13 protein-coding genes are annotated in these 19,357 nt (G+C 65.9%); 6 read left to right on the top strand and 7 right to left on the bottom strand.

The genetic code is table 11. The features are described 5' to 3' along the window. Nucleotides 1-562: 562 nt before the first annotated feature. The 6 genes from ABRP17_RS06625 to trxA form a co-directional block, all read right to left on the bottom strand. Entirely contained in the window at nt 563-2,131 is a 1,569-nt protein-coding gene (locus tag ABRP17_RS06625; protein ID WP_349985452.1) for a sensor domain-containing diguanylate cyclase, read from the bottom strand. 288 nt (nt 2,132-2,419) lie between these two features. Continuing rightward, on the bottom strand, nt 2,420-3,439 hold the full coding sequence (locus ABRP17_RS06620) for a cupin-like domain-containing protein (protein WP_349985453.1): 1,020 nt from the start codon (nt 3,437-3,439) through the stop codon (nt 2,420-2,422). A 6-nt stretch (nt 3,440-3,445) separates the two neighbouring features. After that, nucleotides 3,446-6,457 (bottom strand): TonB-dependent receptor, encoded by a 3,012-nt coding sequence (locus ABRP17_RS06615; protein ID WP_188325226.1) that lies wholly within the window; start codon nt 6,455-6,457, stop codon nt 3,446-3,448. Between the two features lie 713 nt (nt 6,458-7,170). Further along, nucleotides 7,171-8,187 (bottom strand): LacI family DNA-binding transcriptional regulator, encoded by a 1,017-nt coding sequence (locus tag ABRP17_RS06610; protein ID WP_349985454.1) that lies wholly within the window; start codon nt 8,185-8,187, stop codon nt 7,171-7,173. A gap of 283 nt (nt 8,188-8,470) precedes the next feature. Continuing rightward, nucleotides 8,471-10,246, bottom strand: coding sequence for a transcription termination factor Rho (rho, locus tag ABRP17_RS06605; RefSeq protein ID WP_349985455.1), 1,776 nt, complete (start codon nt 10,244-10,246; stop codon nt 8,471-8,473). Nucleotides 10,247-10,471: 225 nt separating this feature from the next. Beyond that, a complete protein-coding gene (gene trxA / locus ABRP17_RS06600) occupies nt 10,472-10,801 on the bottom strand; it encodes a thioredoxin (RefSeq protein ID WP_188325223.1) in 330 nt (109 codons plus the stop codon). A gap of 523 nt (nt 10,802-11,324) precedes the next feature. Between trxA and rhlB the strand changes: the two genes are divergently transcribed. The 5 genes from rhlB to ung all read left to right on the top strand — a co-directional run bounded on the left by rhlB (nt 11,325) and on the right by ung (nt 16,491). After that, nucleotides 11,325-13,064, top strand: a complete 1,740-nt coding sequence (rhlB, locus tag ABRP17_RS06595; protein ID WP_349985456.1) for an ATP-dependent RNA helicase RhlB — start codon at nt 11,325-11,327, stop codon at nt 13,062-13,064. A gap of 197 nt (nt 13,065-13,261) precedes the next feature. After that, a complete protein-coding gene (gene ftsE, locus ABRP17_RS06590; RefSeq protein ID WP_188325221.1) occupies nt 13,262-13,948 on the top strand; it encodes a cell division ATP-binding protein FtsE in 687 nt (228 codons plus the stop codon). After that, a complete protein-coding gene (gene ftsX, locus ABRP17_RS06585; RefSeq protein ID WP_188325220.1) occupies nt 13,945-14,919 on the top strand; it encodes a permease-like cell division protein FtsX in 975 nt (324 codons plus the stop codon). The genes ftsE and ftsX overlap by 4 nt, the downstream gene beginning before the upstream one ends. A gap of 7 nt (nt 14,920-14,926) precedes the next feature. Further along, entirely contained in the window at nt 14,927-15,766 is an 840-nt protein-coding gene (locus ABRP17_RS06580; RefSeq protein ID WP_192082053.1) for a response regulator, read from the top strand. Continuing rightward, nucleotides 15,766-16,491 carry a uracil-DNA glycosylase gene (ung, locus tag ABRP17_RS06575; protein ID WP_349985457.1) on the top strand — a complete coding sequence of 242 codons (726 nt, stop codon included), beginning with the start codon at nt 15,766-15,768 and terminating at the stop codon, nt 16,489-16,491. Before ABRP17_RS06580 ends, ung begins: the two co-directional genes overlap by 1 nt. 35 nt (nt 16,492-16,526) lie before the next feature. Here the strand turns inward: ung and ABRP17_RS06570 are convergent, their stop codons facing one another. Next, complete coding sequence (locus ABRP17_RS06570; RefSeq protein ID WP_372486972.1) at nt 16,527-16,877, bottom strand: helix-turn-helix domain-containing protein; 351 nt, start codon at nt 16,875-16,877, stop codon at nt 16,527-16,529. A 336-nt stretch (nt 16,878-17,213) separates the two neighbouring features. Between ABRP17_RS06570 and ABRP17_RS06565 the strand changes: the two genes are divergently transcribed. Then, nucleotides 17,214-19,352, top strand: coding sequence for a hypothetical protein (locus tag ABRP17_RS06565; protein WP_349985459.1), 2,139 nt, complete (start codon nt 17,214-17,216; stop codon nt 19,350-19,352). The last annotated feature ends 5 nt before the right edge of the window (nt 19,353-19,357 follow it).

The raw sequence follows: 19,357 nt of genomic DNA, 5'->3' as shown, positions 1-19,357 counted from the left end.
TCAGGGGCTGACGGTCTGGCGCAAAACTGAAGGCCAGGTTGATGCTGCGCCAGTATCGTGTGCGTCTGGATTCCCTGCTGGGCTTTGCGATATGTGCCGCATCGGCTCCCCTGCTTCAATCACTGCGCAGTACCCTCAACCCATTCTGCCTGGTGCCCCCTTCGTTCTCGACCGCGGGCCACAGATAAGAAGGATCGGCAATGGCTTGATGCCGGACATGGCGCAGCCCGCGCGGCCACGATCACGCGTTGGCGCCGACATCATACGTCCCGCCGGAGAAAGGGCTGCTGTGGCTCCTCAGCTCTCTCTTGACCAGTATGCGCAGCTGATTCGCGATGCCTATCAAGTATCCGCGGCATGGCGAACTGGCTCGGCGCTCAGTCCCTCGGGCGTCTCCCGTGATACCGAGCGGGAACGCATCAGAGAACTTGCCTAGCAGGCGATGAGGTTGCCGGATCAGGACGTCCTCGCACCACGCTCGGCGGCTTGCCGTCGAGGCAACACGCTGATCGATGCAGGCCGCGCATGTCGCTCGCCGAGCACGGCTCGGCGCTACCAGAGGTCAGCGGTACGGGTAGACCACGCTGCGGTTGCGACCCTGTTCCTTGGCCATGTACAGCGCCTTGTCGGCCATGCGCAGGGCCTGCTCGGCATCAGCGTCAAAGGTCGGGTAATGCGCGACGCCGACCGACACGCTGACGTGGCCGACGGGGTCCACCGCGGTCGCAGCGATCTGCTGGCGCAGCCGCTCGGCGATCGCCAGGGCGTGCTCGGCGTCGGTCGTGGGCAGCAGCATCAGGAACTCTTCGCCGCCGTTGCGGCACAGCACGTCGCCATCGCGTGAGTAGCGTCGCATCTGTTCGGCGATGTGGCCGATGACCTGGTCGCCGACGGCATGCCCGTGCTTGTCGTTGATGGCCTTGAACCGATCGATGTCGAGGGCAAGGATCGCGAATGACTGCCCTTGCACCTTCCAGCTTTCCAGCGACTGCTGTAGTCCGCGACGGTTCAACAGGCCCGTCAATGGATCGGTCCGGCTTGCGCGGTTCAGGGTGCCGATGCGGTCCTGCAGGGTATTGATGCTGTACAGCACGGCCTGCTTCAACTGAGCCACTTCGAAGTACCACGCGCGGATGCTGCCGACGTCGCTGATGGCAAGGCGCGTATCGCCTTCCTGCACGTTGCGCGCCAGTTGCCACAGGGGCAGCGAGATGCGCCGCGCGAACCACCAGGTCACCAGCAGCGAAAGTACTCCCAGCGGGATGGCGCGCCAGATCACTGCCGACATCAGCTGTGACAGCGGCTGCAACGTCGCTGCCGTTGGACGCTGCGCGACCACGCCCCAACCGGTGGCGGGTACCGGCGCATAGCCGGCCAGCATCGACACGCCCCGGCTGTTGCGGATCTGCGCCGCACCGCGTTGCCCGCGCGATACCGCTTCGATGACCGGATTGCCGGGGGCGTAAGTGCCGACGCGTTCGGGGTCGATGTGATACAGCAGGCGGCCGGTACGGTCGACCACGTAGAGGTAGGAGCCGTCACGGTAGTAATGAGTGCCCAGCAGGCTCTGCAGGATGCTGCCCTGGCGCAGGTAGATCGTGCCGCTGACATAGCCTTTGTACGTGCCCCGCGCATCGAACACCGGATGCGACATCGCCACCAGCAGCTTTCCGGTAGTGGAGTCGTAAGGATCACTGACCATCGGCTGGCGCCGCTCCAGGGCTATCTGGTTGCCCACGCTGTGCAGGGTGTCGCCCTTCAGGTGCAGCGTCTGCGGTGAGGTTGCCAGCACCAGTCCGGTTTCGTTGACGATCAGTACCGAGTTGAAGCTGTTGGTCTGCAGCTGCAGGCGACTGGCCTCATCCTGTGCACGGTGGGCCTCCATGTCGGCCCGGCCGAGCAGCATGGCCGTATACGCCAGCTGCTGCTGCGAGGAGAGGATGAAATTCTGCGTGGTCTCGGCCAGTTTGTTGGCGTATACCCGGTTGGCTTCCAAGGTATTGCTGATCAGCTGGTCACGCTGCACGCGGTAGCTGGCCATCAAGGTATTGGCCAGCGCGACCACTGCGCTGAGCAGGGCCAGAGCAAGAATGAGCGAGCCCAGGTTCAGGCGTTTTGAGATGATGCGCATTCGGGCAGGTCGGGCCTGTCTGATGCTGGGCCAACCGATGGGAACGGGTTGAGCGACAGCGAGGGACAACGCCCGCACGCATCAGGCTGCGCACGGTTCGATGGGGATGGCGGTGCCATTATCGCCGAAAGCGACAAGGCGATGGGGGTAGCGCCGAGCCATGCTCGGCGAGCGCGCAGCGCGGCCTGTGTCAGGCGTGGCGGTGCCGGACACATTCCGCCGAGCATGGCTCGGCGCTACAGGTGGGCGCACTGCGGGCGGCGATGGTCCGCCGCACAGGGCACCGCGTCAGCGGTCCAGCCGCTGCCGCAGGGTGGTGCGCAGGGTGGCGGCCGATGTTTCATCCAACGCCCCCAGCACCCCCCGTACGGGTGCCGGGATGTGGGCGGCGGTGTGGTCGCCGGCCTCGAACACGTAGTGATCGAACATCGCCTTCCACGCTGCGCGCTGGGTTGCCGGCAGTTCGCGTATCGCCAGCAGGGACAGCATCATGGCGTTCATCGGCGAATCGGCCCATGCCGGCACCGGGCGCCACCAGTAGTTCACCAGCACGTTGAAGGGGGCCAGCCCTTCCATGTGGTGCCACCACAGCGAGGGAATGAACACCGCATCGCCAGGCTCCAGCTCAGCCACCTGCGCATGCGCCATCGCCTCGGCAAATCGCGGAAAACGCTGCAGGTCCGGTGCGGCGAAGTCGACCAGGCTGATCGCCTGACCGGCCGGGGTGAAGTCGAGCGGACCCACGTAGAGGTTACCTACCTGCTCCGGTGGGAACAGGGTGACGCGTCGACGCCCGGCGGCCACGCAGGCCAGGTTATCCGGTGCGTCGTAGTGCGCCGCGATCCGCGAGCGGTTACCGATCCAGATGCTGGCCAGTGCATCGGCCTGTCCCAGCGCCAGTGGATTCTCCTCCCGCAGTCCGGGCAGGTAGGTATCCAGCGTAGTGGATGCCACATAGATGGTCGGTGCGTCCGGATCGCTGCGGTACTTGAGCAGGGTGTCCAGTACCACGCGCAGCGGCACCTGTTCGCGGCGGAAATTGAAGCCACTCAGGTCTTCGTTGTAGAACACCCGGCCCTTCGCGCTGGGCGCCGCGGTGGTGGCGGTGACCGGCATGCCGCCGTGGTCGAAGCGCTTGAGGTAGTCCGCCGCCGCCGCGTCGGAGCGCTGCCCCGCCTGGACCAGCGGCCACGCGCCGGCAAGCCCCCGCACCACCTTCGGTGTGGTCCAGCTCAGTAGTGCGGCAGGCAGTGCCGCAGGATCCGTGAGCGGGACTTCTTCGATGGGGCGGGGCGGGGGCAGGTTCATCGCCGCTCAGAACTTGTAGCGCACGCCGAACATGTAGCGAGGGCCGGTCTGGGTGGCATAGCGCAGCATGTTGCTGTGGCGGGCGTAGGTGCGCATCGTTTCGTCGGTCAGGTTGATCGCTTCCACGCTCAGCGTCAGCTGCTCGGTCACCGCGTAGCTGATGTTCAGATCGAGCTGGCCATAGGCTTCGGTGTAGTTCGGGTTCGGCCCTTGGCCACCGATGCCGTTGAGGAACTTGTCGCGCCAGTTGTAGGCCGCGCGGATCTGCCACGCGTGCTTGTCATAGAACAGTACCGCATTGGCCGAATCGCTCAGGCCGACCATCGGATACTGATCGCCCAGGCTCAGGTTGTCGAACGTCAGCCCGGATTTCACCTTGGTGTAGTTCGCCGCCACGCCGAAGCCGGACTCGCCGAACAGGTGCTGCACCGCCACCTCCCAGCCTTGCAGATGATCCGAGCGCTGGTTGGCCGGCAGGGTGATGTCGAACCCTGCGATCGGGTCACCCGGCTGGCCGACGATGCTGCCGGTCTGCTGGCCGGCCGAGTTGACGCCGGTAGACACAACGCCCGGGTCACCGGCGTGGTTGGTGAAGATGTAATTACGGATGCACACCGTGTCGGTGGTGACGCAGCCCGACGCCAGCGCTTCGTTCCAGTACGCCCCGCCGACCGGCGTGTGCAGGCTGCCGGCATCTTCGCGGGCGATGGTGTTGCTGATGAAGTTCTTGATGTTCTTGCGGAAGAACCCGACCGAGGCGTAGCTGGCGTCGCCGTAGTACCACTCCAGCGAAAGGTCGAAGTTGTCCGACAGCAGCGGCTCCAGCGCCGGGTTGCCGCGCGAACCGGTGCCCCCCTGCGTGCGCACGATGTTGTCCAGGCGCTGCCCGCTTTCGATCTGCGTCCAGCCCGGACGGCCCAGGCTGCGGCTGTAGCTGCCGCGCAGCGCCAGCGACTCGTTGATGTCCAGCTTGAGGTCGACGTTGGGCAGCACGTAATCGTACTTGCCCTGGCCGCCGATGAACGCGCCGTCGTCGGCATAGGTGATGTTGAACTCATTGAGTGAGTTCCAGCTGATCGAGGTGGGCACCCGGACCAGCGCCAACGATTCCACTTCGGTCTGTTCATAGCGCACGCCGGCTGCGATGTGCAGTGGCATGTTCCAGTCAAAGGTGGTGCGGTACTGCAGGTAGGCGCTCTTGGATTTTTCGCTGGTACGGATGTCTTCGGAGTACTCGGTCGGGGCGAGATAGCACGTCGGGCACGCGGGCTCGGCGCCGTTGGCCACCTGCGCCGCACGGTCACGCAGGCGATCGAAATCGAACACAAGGAACTGGCCCGTCAGGCGCGGATCGTCATGGCCGGAGAACGCCTTGAAGTATTTGCCCATGTCATCGGCGTACCAGATGCTGTCATCGTAGTCGGCCGGCGTGCCGACGCCGCCCCAGCTGTCACGCTGCTGGATCGCCGCTGCGGACCGGTTGTCCACCTGGGTGTGGCCCACGCCGAAATCGAGCGCCGAGTAGTCGGCGAAACGGAACACGCCCTTGGCCTGCAACTGCTCCACTTCGGACTTGTTGTAACTGTTCTGGAACACCGAGCCGGTGACCAGCGCATCGGCGGCCTGCACACCGCCCGGCGGCAGTGCGATGTTGATGATCGGCAGGTCGCCGCTGTAATCCACGGTGGTCGTGCCGCGCACATAGGCCGCCACGCCGAGCACGCCGGCCGATCCATAGGGGCCATCCGGCTGCGATTCGGCGCTGGCACGGTGGTAATCGAACGACATGTCGAGCGCGTCGTTGACTTCCCACTCGACGTTGAACCCCAGCGATTCCATGCTGTTTTTCGTGGCCAGCTTCATGCCGCCCATGGCCACGTCTCCGTTGACCACGTCCTCGCTGTACACGATGGGTGCGGCGATCGGACCATCGGTCCAGGTGCTGTCACCCGGGCCGTAGTTGAACCACACCGACAGTTCGCTGCGCTGCTGCTGCACCTTGTTCTCGACATAGGTGTAGTCCAGCGTGGTGGTGACGTTGTCCAGCGGCTTCCACTGCAGCGTGGCCTGGCCGTTGGTGCGCTGGCGCTGCACGGCGTTGACGTTGTACGCGGTGTTCTGCGGGCGGCCGTAGATGTCCTCCGCACCGGGACGGTTGGTGATGCGGTCCGAATAGCCGGTGCCCGGCTGCGGCAGTGCGCGCCAGTCGCTGGTATCGTCGCCGCGCAGTGTTGCCCAGCCTTCCGCCACGGTGGCCTGGTTGAAGCCCGAATCACGTTCCTGATGGCTGGCACTCAGCGCCACGCCGAAGCGTCCATCGGCGTAGACCTGGCTGAAGATGCCGGACAGTTCACCGGTGACGTTGGATCCCTGCAGCGTACGTGGCACGTTGTCATTGGAGGTGTCGTGCACCGCCTTCATGCCCAGGCTGACCACCGGTGCGGCTTCGAGCGGGCGCAGCGTCTTGATGTTGATCGTGGCACCGATGCCACCGGTCGGGTTGTCAGCGCGGGTGGTCTTGTAGACCTCCACCGCCGAGATCGACTCGGAGGCGATGTTGGCGAAATCGAACGAGCGCGAACCGGACAGTCCACCGCCGCCGTTGCCCAGGTTGGAGGCCGGCATCTGACGACCGTTGAGCAGCACCAGGTTGTAGTCCGGGCCGATGCCGCGCACGGTGACCTTGGAGCCTTCGCCGCTGGAGGTGCGGTCGATCGAGACGCCGCTGATGCGCTGCAGTGACTCGGCGAGGTTGGTATCGGGGAACTTGCCGATGTCCTCGGCGACGATGCCATCCACCACGCCCTGACTGTCGCGTTTGAGGTTCATCGACGACGTCAGACTGCCGCGGATACCGGTGACCTGCACGGTGTCCAACGTGGAAGGATCCACATCCGGCGACGGCGTAGTGGCGGACGGGCGATCAACGGGTGCCTGTGCCCAGCCGGGCGCAGCCACGGCAAGCATCAGAGCGGAAGCGAGCATCGTCTTGCGGGGTACGGCCTTGTACATCCTCATTGCGATCCCTCCCCAGGGAGTGCGGAAACAGCGGGTTTAAGTTCGGCTGAAACGCGGCAACTGCTTGACGGGAGCGATTTGGGGTTGCGTTGACAGCGTTGTCAACAAACTGACATGGACCGCCCCCGCAGGCAGCGCGGCCTGCTGCCAGCTGAATGGCATGACGATGGTAGGCCACATACGGCAAAGTGTTGTCCTGCCTGTGTCCACGCGCACAGGACGGATCGGTGGAGGCGCGCGTGCCCTGCTCAGCGGCGTGTTGCGTTGCGCAACAGTTCTGCGCAGATAAATCACCGCCGACTGACAGCGCTCGACAATTCGCCCGCAAGCGCTTCACCACCCGGCCAAGCAAGCCTGGCGCGCCGTGGAAGACGCAGAGTCGGTAGCGCCGACCCACGGTCGGCGAGCGCAGCGGGCCGTAGGCGGCCGGATCCCGCCGAGCGTCCGAGATAGGCAGCGCCGACCCATGGTCGGCGAGCGCAGCGGGCCGTGAGCGGCAGGATCCCGCCGAGCGTGGCTCGGCGCTACCAGAGCATGTGCAACGGGCCGCGGATGATTCCGTCCGAGGTAGGTAGCGCCGACCCATGGTCGGCGAGCGCAGCGGGCCGTGAGCGGCAGGATTCCGCCGAGAGTCCGAGATAGGTAGCGCCGACCCATGGTCGGCGAGCACAGCGGGCCGTGAGCGGCAGGATCCCGCCGAGCGTGGCTCGGCGCTACGCGCCGGCGCGCCGCCCCGGTGCGGCGGTCGACTCGCGCACCAGCACGGTGTGCTCCAGGGTGATCATGGCGCCGGCGGCAGGGGCGCGGATGCGGTCGATCAACTGTTGGCTGGCCAGCCGGCCCATGTCAGCGGTCGGCTGCCGCACGGTGGTCAGCGCCGGGAAGATGTGGCTGGCGAGCGGCGTGTCATCAAAGCCGCAGACGGACAGGTCGTGCGGTATGCGCAGGCCGCGGCCGCCGGCGACGCGGTACACCGCGGCCGCCATGTCATCGTTGGCCGCGAAAATGGCCGTGGGCGGGTCGGCGAGGTCCAGCAGCCGATGCGCGGCGGGGAGGCCGGACTCGAAAGAAAACTGCCCGCTCACCACCAGCGACGGGTCGTAGGCGATCCCCGCCTCGCGCAAGGCCGCGCGGTAGCCGGCATGGCGCCACTGGCAGGCACCGTGGGTGCGAGGTCCCTTGATATGCCCGATGCGCCGATGGCCAAGCGCAAGGAGGTGCCGCATCAGCTCGACCACCGCCGTGGTTTCATCCATGCGCACGCCGATACCCGTCGACGGGTCGCGCGGGGCAATGCTGGCAAACGGAATGCCGTGCGTGTGGAGGTAAGCCAGCACCACCGGATCATCGGTGAGGGGCGGGATCAGCACCACGCCATCCGGCCGTGAGTTCTCAAACAGGGCACGCAGGTCAGGCAGCGCGTGCTGCCCGATGCCCACCGGACCCAGCAGCAGGTTGTAGTGGTTGCCGTGGCACGCATCGAGCATGCCGCTCTGTATTTCCATCAGGTAGTTGCGTGATGGATTGTTGTAGGCCAGTGCCAACGCATACGAACGCTGGCCGGCCAGGCTGCGCGCCGACGGGTTGGGCTTGTAACCGAGCTTCGCCACGGCATCGCGCACGCGCTGCTGGGTCTGCTGGCGCACATTGGGCTCGTTGTTGAGCACCCGCGACACGGTCTTGATCGACACCCCGGCCGCCGCGGCGACATCCTCGATTCGTCCAGCCATGGTGCAGACCTTCCTTCGTGGGGCAGCGGCGCGCGAGGCGCGCCCGGCGATGGTGCTACGTCGGCCTGATATTGCCACGGTGCGGCGCAGCACGGACGGCCGGTGGATGCCTGTTGCCGGTGCCTGCGGATCCCGGCGCCGCTGGGCTCGCCGACCATGGGTCGGCGCTACCGATAACAGTGGCCCGTCTGGTGGAGAGAGCCCCTGGCGGATGTTCGCACCCCGTAAACGACAAAGGCCCCGCAGTGCGGGGCCTCGTCGTACTTCCATCAGCGCCGGAAAATCAGCGCTTCATGGAACCGAAGAACTCGTCGTTGGACTTGGTGTTCTTCATCTTGTCGAGCAGGAACTCCATCGCGGCCATTTCATCCATCGGATGCAGCAGCTTGCGCAGGATCCAGATCTTCTGCAGCAGTTCCGGCTCGATCAACAGGTCTTCGCGACGGGTGCCCGAGCGGTTGATGTCGATCGCCGGGAACACACGCTTTTCGGAGATACGGCGGCTCAGGTGCACTTCGCTGTTGCCGGTGCCCTTGAACTCTTCGTAGATCACCTCGTCCATCTTGCTGCCGGTGTCGACCAGCGCGGTGGCGATGATGGTCAGGCTGCCGCCTTCTTCCACGTTGCGGGCCGCACCGAAGAAGCGCTTCGGACGGTGCAGCGCGTTGGCATCCACACCACCGGTCAGCACCTTGCCCGAGCTCGGCACCACGTTGTTGTAGGCACGGGCCAGACGGGTGATCGAGTCGAGCAGGATCACCACGTCCTTCTTGTGCTCGACCAGGCGCTTGGCCCGCTCGATCACCATTTCCGCAACCTGCACGTGGCGCGCGGCCGGCTCATCGAACGTCGAGCTGATGACCTCGCCGCGCACAGTGCGCTGCATTTCGGTCACTTCTTCCGGACGCTCATCGATCAGCAGCACGATCAGGTGCACGTCAGGATGATTGGTGGTGATGGCCGTGGCCACCTGCTGCATCATCATCGTCTTGCCGGCCTTGGGCTGGGACACGATCAGCGAACGCTGACCCTTGCCCTGCGGTGCCATCAGATCGAGGATGCGGCCGGTGATGTCTTCGGACGAGCCGTTGCCGCGTTCCAGGGTGAAGCGCTTGCGCGGGAACAGGGCGGTCAGGTTCTCGAACAGCACCTTGTTCTTGGACGCTTCCAGCGGCTCACCGTTGATGGTGTCCACGATGGACAGCGCGAAGTAGCGCTCGCCATCCTTCGGGAAGCGGATGCGACCAGACAGGTGGTCGCCGGTGCGCAGGTTGAAGCGGCGGATCTGGCTGGGCGAGATATAGGTATCGTCCGGACCGGCCAGGTAGCTGGCTTCTGCAGCGCGCAGGAAGCCGAAGCCGTCCGGCAGGATTTCCAGCACGCCGTCAGCCGCGACGCCGTCGCCATGGCGGGTCAGCACCTTCAGCAGGGCGAAGATCACGTCCTGCTTGCGGGCACGGGCCACGCCTTCGGAAATCTGCAGCTGCTCGGCGATTTCCAGCAGCTTCTGCGCCGGCATGCGCTTGAGATCGCTCAGCGAATAGACCGGGAAACCCTCCGGCACGTTGGGCTGCTGGGTACGCACGAACGGCTGCTGCTGTTCGTTGTTGTCCTGCGGCAGGCCATCGTCGCGGCCACCACGGGCAGGACGGTCACGGCGATTGCGGAAGCGATCGCGGCGGTTGCCCTGGCCCTGCTGGTTGCCCTGAGCGTTGTTGCCCTGCGCGTTGTTGCCCTGGTAAGGGCCCTGGTTCTGGCCACCGGCGTTGTTCTGCTGGCGCGGCTGGCCGGATTCGCGGCCTTCGCCACCGTCACCGCCGCTGGAAGCGGACGATTCGGAAGCCGGCGCGCTCGGCGCTGCAGGAGAAGAGGGAGGCGTAGCCGCGGCGGGTGCCGACGACGGTTGCGGTGCCTGCGTCAACGGCAACGCCGGCTGATGGGCCGCCGGTGCGCTGGTCTCGGCACCGGACGGTGCAACGGCCTTGCTGACGCGGGGCTTGCGCACACGCTTTTCGGCGGGCGCATCAGCGCTGCCGGTTTCGGAAGTGGTATCGGACAAGAGCGTTATTCCTCGCTTGAAGGTGCGAGCGCCCGGCTGGGGCGGCGAACGAAGGGAAAGGGGTCTGGAGTGAACTGCGTCCAGAGGGTGCGGCACGCGAACGCGGGCCGGATGTGCCGACACTATCACCGGCGTGCAGCGGCTTGCAAGGGCCGCTTGTGTCAGACGTTCATGCAGAGCAGGCCCTGCGGCAGCCGGGGTCACCGGCTGCCAGTACCTGCAGGGTCAGGCGAGGGCCTTGTCCAGCAGGCCGGCCAGCTGGGCCTTGCCCACCGCACCGATCTGCTCCGCTACCTTTTCGCCATCCTTGAAAACGACCAGGTACGGAATCGAGCGCACGTGATACTTCACGGCCAGATCGCGTTCCTGGTCGACATTGACCTTGACGATCTTCGCGCGTCCCTGGAAGGCATCGGCCAGCTCATCGAGGGCGGGGGCGATCATCTTGCACGGGCCACACCATTCGGCCCAGAAATCGACCAGCACCGGTTCCTTGGAACCCAACACAGTGCTTTCGAAGTCAGCGGTGCTGACGTGTACAACCTTGTCGCTCATCTTGGTCTCTCGTCTGGTGATGCACCCGGCGGTGGCCGGAGGTGGGTGAACTGGGCCACGCCAGTGTGGCGTGATCCGTGTCGTTGCCTCGTGGAGCGTGCCCACGGTGCGTTGGGCGGATGCCTGGACGCTCACGGCCGGCAGTTTACGCCTATCCGCGCGAGGGGACAGAGGCCGGCTGGAACCCAGCGTATCGTGATCGAAGGCATCCGGGAAATGTGCCAGATTCCACTGTCACTACCTATCACCTAGGGGCGCGAGCCAAGTGCCACAAGAGGCAGAAGGGGCTCGATTCAGGCCGTGGAGCGGCAGATGAAGACGGCGAAACGAGTCGTCTCTAATAGCTATGAGACGCTTGGGCCCGGTTTGGCGCCTCGAGTACGCTAAACTTCACCGTTGAGCGGCAAGGGACCCGACAGGTCCAGCGCCCGCCGACCCGCCGCAGGGGCCGCAGTTTGCGACGGAGCCCCCAGATGATGCCGAGCCGCCCGATTGCAGGTGGCGGCCAGACCAAGACGGACACATGAGCGACAAACCGCTGACCGATTTGACCTTTTCCTCCTTCGATCTGCATCCGGCGTTGCACGCCGGTCTTGAAGGAGCCGGATTCACCCGCTGCACCCCGATCCAGGCGCTGACGCTGCCGGTCGCACTCGCCGGTGGCGATGTCGCAGGCCAGGCACAGACCGGCACCGGCAAGACGCTGGCCTTCCTGGTGGCCGTGGTGAATCGCCTGCTTACCCGCCCGGCGCTGGCTGACCGCAAGCCGGAAGACCCGCGCGCGCTGATCCTCGCACCGACCCGCGAGCTTGCCATCCAGATCCACAAGGACGCGGTGAAGCTGGGTTCGGACCTGGGCCTGCGCTTCGCGCTGGTCTATGGCGGGGTGGACTACGACAAGCAGCGTGAACTGCTGCAGCAGGGCGTGGACGTGATCATCGCCACCCCGGGCCGCCTGATCGACTACGTCAAGCAGCACAAAGTGGTGTCGCTGCATGCCTGCGAGATCTGCGTGCTGGACGAAGCCGATCGCATGTTCGATCTCGGCTTCATCAAGGACATCCGCTTCCTGCTGCGCCGCATGCCCGAGCGCACTACGCGGCAGACCCTGCTGTTCAGCGCCACGCTCAGCCATCGCGTGCTGGAGCTGGCGTATGACCACATGAACGAGCCGCAGAAGATGGTGGTGGAGAGCGAATCCATCACCGCCGCACGCGTGCGCCAGCGCATGTACTTCCCGGCCGACGAAGAGAAGATCCCGCTGCTGCTGGGCCTGCTGTCACGCAGCGAAGGCGCGCGCACGATGGTGTTCGTCAACACCAAGGTGTTCGTCGAGCGCGTGGCGCGTTCGCTGGAACGTGCCGGCTACCGTGTCGGCGTGCTGTCCGGCGACGTGCCGCAGAAGAAGCGCGAGAGCCTGCTCAACCGCTTCCAGAAGGGCCAGCTGGAGATCCTGGTGGTCACCGACGTGGCTGCCCGTGGCCTGCACATCGACGGCATCAAGTACGTCTACAACTACGACCTGCCGTTCGACGCCGAAGATTACGTGCATCGTATCGGCCGCACCGCCCGCCTGGGCGAGGAAGGCGATGCGATCAGCTTCGCCTGCGAACGCTATGCGATGGGCCTGCCGGATATCGAGGCCTACATTGATCAGAAGATCCCGGTTGAAGCAGTGACCGCCGAACTGCTGACCTCGCTGCCGCGTCCGGAACGCGCACCGGCTGCGCCGGGCGAAGAAGGCGACGAGAACGAGAGCGTCAGCCAGATCTTCCGTGAAGCACGCGAAGCACGTGCTGCCGAAGAGGAGCGTCGTGGTGGCGGCCGTGGCGGCAAGCCGTCGGCGGGTCGTGGCGAACGCACTGGCGAACGCAGCGGTGAGCGCCGTCCGCGTCCGCCGCGCAAGCCGCGGGTGGAAGGTGAGGTCGTGGCCGGTTCAGAAACCGCCGTCGCCGCCAGTGCTGTGGAAGGCGCCGTTGCGCCGGCTGCGCTGGACAGCCTGCAGGCCCCGCGCCCGCCGCAGGCCGAAGATGCCGCGCAGGATCCTGCCCTGGCCGATGGCGAGCGCAAGCCGCGCAAGCGTCGTCGTCGTCGCAACGGCCGTCCGGTCGAAGGCGCCGAGACCGGCACCGAGAGCGGTACGTCGACCACGCCGGTATCGCCGGTGCAGGTGATGGCCAAGCCGGTCCGTGGCGTCGATCCCAGCGACTCGTTCCTTACCCGCATCGGCCGCAAGATCCGCCGCATGCTGGCGGGCACCTAAGCGGCATCGCGTTCGCGCTGTCGCGCTCGCGGTCCGCTGGGCGAATCGCGGGCCGTGTTTCAACAGCACCTACACCCCCGGGCCTGCGGCGCTGCCCCAGGCTCAGGGGGCAGCGGTCTCTCCGGTCTGCCCCGCCGCGGGCACAGGCCCTGACGCGATGTCTCCACGCCGTGGCGCCTGTCCTGCATAATCAGGGGATGAGCGTCCTGCGTTTTGACAATGTAAGCAAACAGTACGCCGGTGGGCACGAGGCGCTGACGGATGTCAGCTTCGACGTGGCGCCGGGCGAGATGGTGTTCGTCACCGGCCATTCCGGTGCCGGCAAGAGCACCCTGTTGAAGTTGATCCACTTGGACGAACGGCCCAGCCGTGGCGCGGTGGTGTTCAATGAGCGCAACCTGCTGAAGGTGCGCGGTGGCGACGTGCCCCGGCACCGTCGTGAGGTCGGCGCGGTCTACCAGGACCACCGGCTGCTGATGGACCGCAGCATTTCCGAGAATGTCGCCCTGCCGCTGATCCTGCGCGGCACGCGCCGTGCCGACATCGGCAAGCGCGTGCGCTCGGTGCTGGAGCGGATGGGCCTGGGCCATCGCGAAAAAGCCCTGCCGTCGCAGCTGTCGGCAGGCGAGCAGCAGCGCGTGGGCATCGCCCGTGCCATCGTCGGTGAGCCGCGCCTGTTGGTGGCCGACGAGCCCACCGGCAACCTGGACCCGACGCTGGCGGCAGAGATCATGGCGCTGTTCGCCGAGCTGCCCTCGCGGGGCACCAGCGTGCTGGTGGTCAGCCATGACCTGGCCCTGCTGCGGCGTATGCGCAAGCGTGTGCTGATCCTGGACCACGGCAGGCTGGTCGACGACATCTCGCCGCAGGACCTGGCCGAATGAGCACCGATACATCCCCCTCGACCGAGCGCAAGGCAAATGCGCCGGCGGCCGCTCCCTCGCGCGTCGGCATCTGGTGGCAGCACCACATGCACAGCATCGTCTTCAGCCTGGGCCGCGCCTTCCGCAAGCCGTGGTCGACGCTGCTCACCGTAATGGTGATGGCGCTGGCGCTGGCCCTGCCGCTCGGCCTGTCCATCGCCCTGGACAACCTCAAGCACTTCACCGGCAGTGTGCAGCAATCGCGCGACATCAATCTGTTCCTGAAGGCCGAGCTGGACGGTGCGACGGCCGAGGCGCTGGCCACGGAACTGCGTGCCCGCGATGACGTGCAGGCGGTGCAGTTGCGTACCCCTGACGAGGGGCTGGAAGAACTGCGCGAGAACGCCGGGCTCGGCGAAGCGATCGATGCGCTGCAGTCCAATCCCTTGCCCAGCCTGCTGGTGGTGACGCCGGCAGCGGCGACGGACGATGCCCGCCTGGCGCGTGCGTTGGGGACGCTGCCGCAGGCCGACCTGGTGCAGCATGACGCGCTCTGGCGCACGCGCCTGGATGCCTGGCTGGCCTTCGGCGCGCGGCTGGTGCAGGTGTTGTCCCTGGTGCTCGGACTTGGTGCGGTGCTGGTGGTCGGCAACACGGTGCGGTTGGACATCCAGGCGCGGCGCGAGGAGATCGGCGTGCTGCAGCTGCTCGGCGCCAGCGATGGCTTCATCCGCCGCCCCTTCCTGTATCTGGGGGCCTGGTACGGGTTGGGGGCGGGTCTGGTCGCGCTGGGCCTGATCGCCGGTGCCGGCGCAGCACTGTCCGGCCCGCTGTCCCAGCTGTCGCAGAGTTATGCCAGTCCGTTCGCGCTGAAGGGGCTGGACCTGCTGCATTCCTCGGTGGTGCTGCTGGCCATCGTGCTGGTCGGCTGGCTGGGGGCATGGCTGGTCACCGGACATTTCCTGCGCCAGACGCGCCCCACTGAAACCTGAGACCGGCATGCTCAAGCACGCCCTCAAACACCTGCACGACGATGCCACCCGGGTCATGGTGGTCGACGGATCGCGGCTGGTCCGCAAGCTGATCGGTGACGTGCTGCAGCGCGACCTGCCCGGCGTGCAGGTGGTGGGCTGTGCCGGCATCGAAGACGCCCGCCGGGCCCTGCTGGAGGGACCGGTCAATCTGGTCACCACGTCCTTGTCGCTGCCCGATGGCGATGGCCTGGCGCTGGCGAAGATGGTGCGCGAATCCGCCGGCCAGGCGTACGTGCCGGTGATCGTGGTATCCGGCGAAGCACAGGTACACCTGGAGCAGCGCCGTTTCACTGACTACATCACCGATTATTTCGACAAGTCGCTGGGCCACGAGGCGCTGGCCGCCTTCATCCGCGGCTATGTGCAACCGGCGATCATTCCCGGCGCCACGCTGTTGTACGTGGAAGACAGCCGGGTCGTGGCCGAGGCCACCAAGCGCATGCTGGAAAGGCAGCAGCTCAACGTGCTGCACGTGATGACCGCCGAAGAAGCGGTCACCCTGCTGACCGCCGAATCCCTCGGCCGCAACCAGCACCGGATCGATCTGGTGCTGACGGATGTCACCTTGAAGGGCGAGCTCAGTGGCCGCGACCTGGTGGAGCGCGTGCGCGTGGATTTCGGTTACAGCAAGCGCCGGCTGCCGGTGCTGGTGATGACCGGGGATGGCAATCCCCTCAACCAGACCGTCCTGCTGCAGGCCGGTGCGAACGACCTGGTGCTTAAGCCCATCGAAGAACGCCTGCTGGTGACGAAGGTATTGTTCCAGTTGCGGCTGTCCCGACTGAACCCCCGATCGGTAATGTAATGAACGACGTCGTACTCCCCTCCATCCAGCTGGAAGCGAGCTGGAAAGCGCACGTGGGCGATTGGTTGCTGCAGCCGCAGATGCGCGAACTGTCCGCCTTCCTGCGCCAGCGCAAGGCGGCAGGCGCCGCGGTCTTTCCGCCGGGCCCGCAGATCTTTGCCGCCTTCGACGCCACGCCCTTCGATGCGACCAAGGTGGTGATCCTCGGCCAGGACCCGTACCACGGCCGTGGCCAGGCGCATGGCCTGAGCTTCTCGGTGCAGCCCGGCGTGCCGGTGCCGCCCTCGCTGCTCAACATCTACAAGGAGATCGAGCGCGACCTGGAACTGCCGCGGCCGGACCATGGCTGCCTGCTGCCGTGGGCCCGTCAGGGCGTGCTGCTGCTCAATGCGGTGTTGACGGTGGAAGAGGGCAGTGCCGGTGCGCATCAGAAGCGCGGCTGGGAAGGTTTTACCGACCATGTGGTGGAGACCTTGAACCGGGAGCGCGACGGTCTGGTGTTCATGCTCTGGGGCGCCTATGCGCAGCAGAAGGGCAAGGTCATCGACACCGCCCGTCACCGCGTCCTGAAAGCCCCGCATCCCTCGCCGCTGTCGGCGCACCGCGGCTTCATCGGCTGCGGGCATTTTTCCGCCGCCAACGACTATCTGCAGCGCCGGGGGCAGGCGCCGATCGACTGGTCGCTGCCACCGGCCAGCGTGATGAGTGCAGCCGTTGGCGGATGAAGGTGAGTGATGACCGTGAGTCGTCACGCGGTCGATCAGTCCTCCAGCATTTCGATTATCGCGCGCGCCACTTTACGTTTTCGCGGCGTCATTTTCCGCAACAGGCAGAGAATCTCGGCCTCGTGAGGAACGCGCTCGGCGGATGTTATCTCCGGTATCGGCAGATCGTTTCCATCCTGTGGTCTACCCGGTCCTCGCCCCGTTGCCAACCACTCAAAATGGACCTGCGTCACAATTGCAATTTGTGCCAAATGGGTCACACTTGGGCACGTTCCGCCCTCACGTTCCCACTGCGCAACGGCGCTCCGGCGGACGCCGGTTTCCTGCGCCAGCTGTGATTGGGATAAGCCGGCAGTAAGTCGTGAGCGCCGGATCCTGTCGCACATCTCCTTCATTCCCACCTCTCCATGTCGTGGTAAGCACAGCTTACCGGGAAGTGATTCTTTTTTCGGCGGTACAGAAACGCTGTCGGGCGCTTATGTAGCAACCGTGCCGACCTTCCCTTGGACTGCAGGTCAGCGTTACTGCCCTCTACTTTCACATCCTCCCATTTGACGGTTTCGCCGCGTCCCGCATTAATCACTCCGAACCGGGCCTAAACGTAATCCCGGGGAAAAACCGGACAGCAGTGAATCAGTTCAGGTGACGGAGTAATTCCGCCGCCGCGATCAGGTACTGCCTGAAGCAATGCGGGGGGCAAGGGAATGGTTAATGTGAAGGCCGTGAAACTACCGTCATTACGCTGGCACGCGCTGGTGTTGCTGACGGTGTTGATGGTGCTGGGTTGCCTGGGCCGCGCCCATGCCCAAGCGACCACGGCCTGTACCGCCGGTGCCTGCGTCAGCGCCGGCCCGCGGTTGGCATCGGTGGATTCCACCCAGAGCCCGATCCTCAACCTGCTGTTCGGCGCGCTGCTGCCGGGCACCACCCTCAACCTGACTGCCGCCGACTGGAACAGCCTGGCCGGTGCCAACATCAACCTCAATGCGCTGATCACCCAGCTCAATGGCGGCGTGGTCGTCAGCGACCCCAGCCAGGTGCTGAACACCGCGATCAGCCTCGGTACGTTGCGCGCCGCGATGGTGGCCGTGCTGCAGGCCGACAATCAGGCGCTGGCCGCCAATATCCTCAACGCGTTGCCACTCGGCGTAGCCGGTGCCACCGGCACGATCCGGCTGGGGGATCTGCTGGAGATCGCACTCCCCACCGGTTCGCTGACCACGGTCAGGCTCAACGTGCTCGACCTGCTCACCGGCAGCGTGCAGCTGTACAACTTCCGCAACGTGTTGACCACGCCGACGCCGATCACGGTGAACACCGCGGCGCTGGGGCTCACCGGCCTGGCCAACGTGCGCCTGTGGCTGCAGGTGGTGGAGCGCCCGGTCTATACCTGCGGGCCACTGGGCAGCGCGTTCCACAGTGCGGCGATCCGGGTGAAGCTGGACCTCGACCTGGCGCAGGGTCTGAACACGGCGGCGCTGACGGGGCTGCTCAACAACCTCAACGTGCTGGGCCTGGTCAAAGTATCCAACGCCAACATCAGTGCCAGCGTGCTGCACCTGCAGGTATACGCGGACATCGCCCGCGCCGAGGGCAGCATCTCAGCGGTCAACCTGGTGGCCAATGCGGTGACCCTGCAGGCGCGCCCGGGACTGGTGAACCTGTACGTCGGACAGATCAGCGATGCCACGTTCTTCAACCGGTCGACCGTGCTGACCGAAAGCGCGCTGACGCCAGCGACGCTTACCTCACTCAATGTCACCGTGCGCATCACCACGCTGCTCAACATTCCCGTCGCCGATGTATCGGTGCCGCTGGCCGTCAGCATCCGCGGCTTCGCCACGGCCACGCCCGGCCTGCAGGCGGCGAGTTTCACCGGCCCCTACCCACAGACGCGCACGCTCGCCGCCGGTACCGTCAGCGCGGCAACGATGGTGTCCACCCTGGTCAACTCGCTCAACATCCAGGTCACCAGCGGCATCCCGGTGGTGACATTACTGGGTGCGCTGCCGTTGCCGTTGCCGATCAACGACCTGGTCAACACGCTGGTCAGCACCCTGCTGCAGCCGATCCGCACGGCGGTGAACACGCTGGTGACGCCGGTGTTGACGACCCTGCTGGGTGGACTGGTCGACAACCTGCTGGGCCTGCTCGGTATCCGCATCGGCCAGGCCGTGTTCACCGTGGAAGGGGTGACGCAGGCTTGCGCGGCCACGCTGCAGTTGGTGAAGGAACTGCAGCCCACCAGTGACACCGGCCGCTTCGACCTGGCCATCACCTACAACGGCGGCACGGTAGGCACGGCGAACAACGTCGGTAACAACGGGGCCACCGCTGCCGTGGTGACCGTGCCGGGCGGCACCTACGCAATGGCGGAAACCGCAGCGGCGGGCACCACCCTGGAGCGCTATGCCAGCACGTGGCAGTGCGCCAACCAGGACGGCACGGTCGTCAGCTCCGGCACCGGCAACAGCTTCACCCTGCAGGCGCCGGCCGTGAGCGCCGTGCCCGTCGCGCTGGTATGCCGCATCGTCAACCGCACGCGCCGAGCGGATCTATCGATCACCAAGACCGACGGCAGTGGCACGTACACGCCTGGTGGCACCGCGACGTACACCCTGGTGGTGACCAACGGCGGCCCCGACGCAGTGACCGCTGCGGTGGTCAACGACACCCTGCCCAACGGAGCGACCTTGAGCGCCGCCTGGACCTGCAGCGCCAGTGCGGGCAGCGCCTGCGCCGTGGCCAGTGGCGGGGCAGTGGGCGGCAACAGCATCAGCGTCGGTGTCGATCTGATCGATGGCGGGCAGGCCACGATCAACGTCCCGGTGATCTTCAGCAGCAACCCCGCCGCGTACTGACGCGC

The organism is Stenotrophomonas sp. WHRI 8082 (assembly GCF_040223995.2).
Taxonomy (GTDB): Bacteria; Pseudomonadota; Gammaproteobacteria; order Xanthomonadales; family Xanthomonadaceae; genus Stenotrophomonas.
Note: the sequence above shows the minus strand (reverse complement) of the source record. Positions and strands in the feature narration are given on the sequence as shown.

Bases quoted from the DNA above. Each gene is read 5' to 3' on its own strand.
- ABRP17_RS06570 (WP_372486972.1), bottom strand. From the start codon at position 16,877: ATGTGCGACAGGATCCGGCGCTCACGACTTACTGCCGGCTTATCCCAA.
- ftsE (WP_188325221.1), top strand. From the start codon at position 13,262: ATGAGCGTCCTGCGTTTTGACAATGTAAGCAAACAGTACGCCGGTGGG.
- ABRP17_RS06610 (WP_349985454.1), bottom strand. From the start codon at position 8,187: ATGGCTGGACGAATCGAGGATGTCGCCGCGGCGGCCGGGGTGTCGATC.
- ABRP17_RS06625 (WP_349985452.1), bottom strand. From the start codon at position 2,131: ATGCGCATCATCTCAAAACGCCTGAACCTGGGCTCGCTCATTCTTGCT.
- ABRP17_RS06580 (WP_192082053.1), top strand. From the start codon at position 14,927: ATGCTCAAGCACGCCCTCAAACACCTGCACGACGATGCCACCCGGGTC.
- trxA (WP_188325223.1), bottom strand. From the start codon at position 10,801: ATGAGCGACAAGGTTGTACACGTCAGCACCGCTGACTTCGAAAGCACT.
- ABRP17_RS06620 (WP_349985453.1), bottom strand. From the start codon at position 3,439: ATGAACCTGCCCCCGCCCCGCCCCATCGAAGAAGTCCCGCTCACGGAT.
- ftsX (WP_188325220.1), top strand. From the start codon at position 13,945: ATGAGCACCGATACATCCCCCTCGACCGAGCGCAAGGCAAATGCGCCG.
- rhlB (WP_349985456.1), top strand. From the start codon at position 11,325: ATGAGCGACAAACCGCTGACCGATTTGACCTTTTCCTCCTTCGATCTG.
- ABRP17_RS06615 (WP_188325226.1), bottom strand. From the start codon at position 6,457: ATGAGGATGTACAAGGCCGTACCCCGCAAGACGATGCTCGCTTCCGCT.
- ung (WP_349985457.1), top strand. From the start codon at position 15,766: ATGAACGACGTCGTACTCCCCTCCATCCAGCTGGAAGCGAGCTGGAAA.